Consider the following 5,362-nt stretch of genomic DNA (forward strand, 5'->3'; position numbering starts at 1 on the left):
TGTCCACCACGACACCGTGGGGGACAACGAGGCGGAGCTGCGCGGACGGGGGCGCACGCTGCGTGTCCACCACGACACCGTGGGGGACAACGAGGCGGAGCTGCACAAACGGGGGCACACGCTGCGTGTCCGCCACGACACCGTGGAGGAGACGCTTCACAACGCTCGGCAGAAAAATCTGCGGCGACCCCTGGCGGTCCCCCCAGGCTACCTCACGTGGGGGCACTGGCGCCAGGCGTGACGTCCCCAGCGGTGACGCCACCACGGCAGGGAAACGCGGCCGTGACGCTGTCGTCGTCTGCCCCCCGAAATGGCTTGCTGCTGCGCGTGCCCGTGCGCCGCGAACACCCGTTTCGCGGCGATTGCAAGGCGCGTGGAGCACCCACAGCCATCGACTGCACACCGCTGGCCCGCCCACAGACGCGGGCCGTTCCCCCTGAATCTGCCTGGGCGACCCACACGCGTCGGCGGGGCTCGCCGGTGCCCGGGGCCCGCGTGGTTTCCGACCGTGCCTGCCACGGGTATATGGTGAGCGGTGGTCGCCCTGACGAAGTGCGACGACAAGAGACGGCCCACAACGCAGAGAGGTGGAATCCCCCATGACCATCGCCACGAGAGCGAACCGCCTGACCCGTTTGCTGCTCGCGGTCGCGCTGGCGCTCGCGCTCATCAGCGCGCCAGGCATCGCCAAGGAAGAAGAGGCTCCCATGACCATCAGTCCGAGCATGCTCTCCGACATGGTCCGCTCACACATCACCGCCAGCGGCATCACGTTCAGCGGATCCGTGCTGCGCGCATCGGGTGGCGCCGCCGCCGTGACGGTAAACGACACGACTGTCGAGATCCCCGCGCGGTTCGCCGCCTACACCACAGATGGACACGCCATCGAAGCCGACGCGCTGCAGTCCGGGATGAGCGTAGCGGTCTCGTACCCCGCGTTCAGCGGAACCGTCACCGAGATGCGCGAGCGCTCGATCATCGTACAGGCTGCCGACGGCAAGACCATCACCGTGCCCGTCACTGCAATGAACGACGCGCTGCGGGCAGAGATCGTGTTCGTGCGTCTCTCCGACAACCGATTTGCAAAGGTCCCGCTGCGCCGAGCCGTCGAGCTGCAAGATCACAAGGGCGCGCGCATCGTCTCCACGATCCCCCCGGGCGCGGTCCTTGCGCCATATGCGTCGGTCGAGGAAGAGCTCGACCTTGCCCAGTCGATCTACGGCACCCGATTCGATCGGGTGCAGATCAACCCGAGCGAGCGCGTCGTCGACCCATCGCTTGACGGTGACAGCAACATCTGACGCCGTCTGGTCGCTTCGGTGGGGCGCGCATCGTCTGCGCCCCACCGCGCTTGCAGAGGGAGGCTGCATCCCGGGTCCCTCCGAGGAATGACACGAGCCCCCCCGTGTCGAACCCTCGGGGCGTGACCAGTGACCGATTCAAATGGCTCGAGTTCGAAGATGACGGCGCCAGCGCCAAGGGGCGCGCGCCCGCGAGCCGGCGAGCGCCCGACCAGGGCAAGGACGAGTACTGGCACGTTGCCGAGGCCCAGCGCGAGTTCGACAGCGGCGCCTATGAGCCAGCGTTGCGCGAGTACTCGGCGGCGCTGCGGTACCGCCGCGACATGGAAGAGGCCTGGTCTGGACAGGTGCGCTGCATGGTTCTCATCGGGCAGATGCAGCAGGCGGTGACGTGGGGACGCAAGGGCCTCGATCTCCTCCCCACCTCGACCGCAATGGCCAGTGCGCTCTCGTACGTGCTGGCGCACGCAGAGCATGGCGAAGCCGCCATGAACCTGAGCGACCAGCTCTTCAGCCAGGGGAGCGAGCACTTCTCCGGAATGCCCTGGCTCTGGTTCGACCGCGGGGTCTGCCTCCTTTCCATGGGGCAGGAGGAGAGCGCGGTGAAGTGCTTCGAGAATGCGCTTCGCGCAGGTGACGGATCGGCAGACTGGCTGCAGCGCATCGGGCAGGAGTACCTTCTCGCAAAGTCCCCCACGCGAGCGCTCTCGGTGTTGAGCAAGGCGCTCGAGCAGCGTGCTGACCGCGCCTTCCTCTGGCAGCTCACAGGACGCGCGGCCGAACAGCTCCACCTCACCGATCGTGCCGCGGAAGCCTTCGAGCATGCCAGACGGCTCGACCCCACCAGTGCGACCGCCGCCCGCGACTCGACCCGGATTCATCGCCAGCGCGCCGCTCGGCCGTGCTGGATCGCAACCCTGGTCTTCGCATCGGAAGAGCATCCCACCGTCGACCGTCTGCGGAGGTGGCGCGATGAGACCTGGCTGCGCAACCCGATCGGGCGTCTCGCCGCACGTCTCTATGATCTGACCGCCCCCGCCGCGTGCGCCGTCCTGAAGCACTTCAGAGCCATGCACGCACCGCTCCGGCGCGTGCTCTCGCGACTGGCCGACCACATCGCCACTGACGCTTCGCAGCGGCCTGTTCACAAGATCGATGCGCCACAGCGACCGACGCTGAAAAGAGAGGACGTTCCGAATTGAACATCACCGATCTGCTCAGACACGCACTCGAGTCCGAGGCTTCCGACCTGCACATCGTCGCGGGCATCCCTCCCAGCCTTCGCATCGACGGCGAGATACAGTTCCTTGACGCCGAACCGCTGAGCGGAAACGATACACGCGCCATGATCATGGCCCTCCTCAACGACCAGCAGCGCGACAGGCTCGAGCACGAACGCCAGCTCGACTTCTCGTTCCAGCTGCCCGAGGTGGGCCGCTTCCGCACCAGCCTGTACTTCGCGCGCGGAGAGCTCGAAGGATCGTTCCGCGTTGTGCCCCCTCGTCTGAAGAGCCTGCACGAGCTGAACCTGCCCAAGGTCGTGGAGCGCCTCGCAAGCTGCCCCAGTGGGCTCGTGCTGGTGACCGGGCCGACCGGCGTGGGCAAGACCACCACCATGAACGCGATGATCGAGATGATCAACAATGACAGACGCGTGCGCATCATCACCATAGAAGACCCCATCGAGTTCGTGCATCCCCATCGGCGCTCGGTGATCATTCAGCGCGAGCTCGACAGCGATACCCTCTCGTTCCGCTCCGCGCTCATCGCTGCGCTGCGTCAAGATCCGAACATCATCTGCATCGGAGAGATGCGCGACCTCGAAACAATCTCGACCGCGCTCACCGCGGCCGAGACCGGCCATCTGGTCATCAGCACGCTGCACACCCAGAGCGCCACGCAGACCATCGACCGCATCATTGATGTCTTCCCCGCCCACCAGCAGGCTCAGGTGCGCATGCAGCTCGCCAACACGCTACAGGGCGTGATCTGTCAGCAGCTCCTCCCGCTGGTCGGAGAGCGGGGACGCGTTCTGGCCTACGAGGTTCTCGTGGCCACGCCAGCCATCCGGTCCCTGATTCGCGAGGGCAAGCTGCAGCAGGTTCCCAACTGCATCACCACGGGCCGGGAGGAAGGGATGCTCCTCATGGACCGCTGCATCCGAACGCTCTATGAGCAAGGCGTGATCAGCTACGATACCGCCGTCTCCCGCTGCCATGACCCGATTACGTTCAAGAGCCTGAACGACGGGTACGCGCGACGCGATTGGAGCGCATGAGCGCGTGCGCGCCGACGAACGGCACGCGATGATGGTGATGCGAGGGAGCACGCGGAAGAGGAGGGCCGAGAGGAGAGCATGAGCGCGCTTCTCTGGTCGACCCTGTACGCGGCGGGTGTGTCTCTCGTGACGTCGCTGCGTTGCCGACCGGCGCCCCCGAGCCTGCCGCGACTGTGCCTGGTGTACGCGCCAGACGCCTTCTGGCTGATTCCCCTGTTGCTGATCGTTCCGACAGCGCTGCGAGAGGCCAGCCTGCCCGCCATCGCCGTGGCCTGCGCAGGCGCGGCGATGACGATGCCAGACATGAGACCGGCGCGCGCCCCCCGAGCAGCGTTGTCGCCTCGCCCGGAAGCGGGCTCCCCCTCGTTTCGCATCGCCACGTTCAATGTGTTCGGCGGCGCCATCGACATCGACAGCTGCCTCGCGCTTCTCGAGCGCCAGCGTCCAGACGTCGTCTTTCTCCAGGAAGCCTGGTGGGCTTCACGACGCCACGCACCCGACACGCTCCCGCGCATCGCGGCCCGATTCGAGGGCTGGCACAGCTTCCGCAGCAGCGACGCACACGAGATGATGATCATCAGCCGCCACCCGTTCATCGAGACGCGAGAGGAGCGAGTCGACAGCCGTCCCTGCCTCGTTGCCGTGATCGCGCTTCATGGCGTCCGGCTGCGGCTCGTCAATGTGCACCTCGACCCCCCCGCGACGCGGCGCACACTGAAACGCAGCGGGAAGCCCGTGGCCACCTTTCTCATCGACACCGAGAACGCGCGCCGTCGTCAGACCGAAGCGCTCTTCGCCCTCATCGCATCAGAGGCCGTGCCCACCGTTGCATGCGGCGACTTCAATTCTCCACCGCACGCATACCCTCCGACGCGGCTGGGCGAGCTGCTCACCGATGCATTCAGTGCGGCGGGCCAGGGCCCCGGATATACGTATCCACAAGCCCTCCCGCTCTGGCGAATCGACTACGTGATGACCTCATCCCATCTCGAGGTCGTGCACTGCGGCGTACCGCGCGCCACGGGATCTGACCACCTGCCCGTGGTGGCCGATCTGCGATTGCGGCCTGACGCTCAGACCGACGCTGGCAACGGCTGATCGTCTTCCGGCGACGCCTCTGACAGCGATGGCAGAGAGGCCGACAGACCGATGTCGACCTGGTCGCCCCCCGAGAAGTCAATGCTCTCGACCGTGTCGTTGAAGCTGTCCCACTCCGCCACATCGCCTTCACCGGGCCGAGGAGCCCAGGCATCGGTGAGATCACTTGTCGCTCCTACGCGGAGGGATCGCCAGCGCATCCAGCAGAGCTCCTCACCAAGCTCGTCATCCCAGTACTCATAGGTGGCGTGGAGCTCGTATCCGAGACGGCGTATCACCGATTGATGCTCGTTGAACAGGCGGTACGCCGATCGGCGGCACACCCCCTCGATGGGCAGCGACTGCATCGACTTCGCCTCGATGTCGTCGGCCAGCTGCGACAGCAGCGGATAGAGTGCGCGAGGATCAGCGGCCTGCAGATCATCGATGAACACGACCGGCTCCGGCCGCGGCACATCGACGAGCGTTGCGCCTCGCCACGCGATGAGGTAGCCCAGACAGGCACCGTGCTCGTCGTGGCAGATCGACGCAAAGGCGGCCTGCATCTTGGCGAGACCCTCGAGGCGGCTGCGCAGCCCGGTCTCGCCGTGCCGCATGGAGACCGGGTAGCGCCCCTCCATGTCTGCGAGCTGGGAAGCGTCATCAACCTCGATGGGACGTACCTGGAGCTTCTTCAAGTGGAGGC

The 5,362-nt window shown here is 66.3% G+C and carries 6 protein-coding genes; 5 read left to right on the forward strand and 1 reads right to left on the reverse strand.

What is annotated here, in order from left to right; genetic code table 11:
* The 5 genes from EB084_18790 to EB084_18810 form a co-directional block, all read left to right on the forward strand.
* A partial coding sequence (locus EB084_18790; GenBank protein ID NDD30310.1) for a hypothetical protein occupies positions 1-241 on the forward strand: 241 nt, incomplete at its 5' end.
* A gap of 358 nt (positions 242-599) precedes the next feature.
* Positions 600-1,301: a hypothetical protein gene (locus tag EB084_18795; GenBank protein NDD30311.1), complete on the forward strand. Its 702-nt coding sequence runs from the start codon at positions 600-602 to the stop codon at positions 1,299-1,301.
* 104 nt (positions 1,302-1,405) lie between these two features.
* Positions 1,406-2,503: a tetratricopeptide repeat protein gene (locus EB084_18800; protein ID NDD30312.1), complete on the forward strand. Its 1,098-nt coding sequence runs from the start codon at positions 1,406-1,408 to the stop codon at positions 2,501-2,503.
* Positions 2,500-3,579, forward strand: a complete 1,080-nt coding sequence (locus EB084_18805; GenBank protein NDD30313.1) for a type IV pilus twitching motility protein PilT — start codon at positions 2,500-2,502, stop codon at positions 3,577-3,579. The genes EB084_18800 and EB084_18805 overlap by 4 nt, the downstream gene beginning before the upstream one ends.
* Positions 3,580-3,657: 78 nt before the next feature.
* Positions 3,658-4,677, forward strand: coding sequence for a hypothetical protein (locus tag EB084_18810; GenBank protein ID NDD30314.1), 1,020 nt, complete (start codon positions 3,658-3,660; stop codon positions 4,675-4,677).
* Here the strand turns inward: EB084_18810 and EB084_18815 are convergent.
* A complete protein-coding gene (locus EB084_18815) occupies positions 4,653-5,354 on the reverse strand; it encodes a hypothetical protein (protein ID NDD30315.1) in 702 nt (233 codons plus the stop codon). The genes EB084_18810 and EB084_18815 overlap by 25 nt on opposite strands.
* Positions 5,355-5,362 lie beyond the last annotated feature (8 nt).

The sequence above is a fragment of the Pseudomonadota bacterium genome (assembly GCA_010028905.1).
Taxonomy (GTDB): domain Bacteria; phylum Vulcanimicrobiota; class Xenobia; order RGZZ01; family RGZZ01; genus RGZZ01.

What these genes read in the sequence shown, in the direction of transcription:
- EB084_18795 (NDD30311.1), top strand. Translation starts at nt 600, where the DNA reads ATGACCATCGCCACGAGAGCGAACCGCCTGACCCGTTTGCTGCTCGCG.
- EB084_18810 (NDD30314.1), top strand. Translation starts at nt 3,658, where the DNA reads ATGAGCGCGCTTCTCTGGTCGACCCTGTACGCGGCGGGTGTGTCTCTC.